1 protein-coding gene is annotated in these 385 nt (G+C 42.9%); it reads right to left on the reverse strand.

Annotated features, from left to right (window positions below):
* Positions 1-17: 17 nt before the first annotated feature.
* Positions 18-385, reverse strand: a 368-nt coding sequence (locus AC0LWF_RS27865; protein WP_474654705.1) for a Crp/Fnr family transcriptional regulator, incomplete at its 5' end; no start/stop codon positions are given.

The raw sequence follows: 385 nt of genomic DNA on the forward strand, positions 1-385 counted from the left end.
ACCACGCCATCTTTGATTTACTGCTTGTTTATGTCGATGGCTTGCAGTCTTTGTCTATCCAGTATGGTGATCTTACGATACTCGATAGCGATGATTTTTTCCTGTTCCAGTTGCCTGAGGGCGCGTGAAAAGGTTTCGTGAGCTAAGCCAAGATAGCTGGCAATTTCGACGTTATTCATGAAAAGGTTGAGTTCGGATTGGGAAAGGCTAATCTTTTTGAAGCGATTGGAAAGGAAAAGAATAAAGCCCGCAATCTTTGCCCGGTCACTCATGTTTTCCATTGCGGACATGACGCCTTGTTGGTCTATGATTTCTTCACAAAGGAGGGAATAAGTTTCGTGGCGAAAGTCTGTAGTGTTTTTGTCGAATGTTTCAAGATTGAAAC

Source organism: Paenibacillus sp. sgz302114, assembly GCF_056120345.1.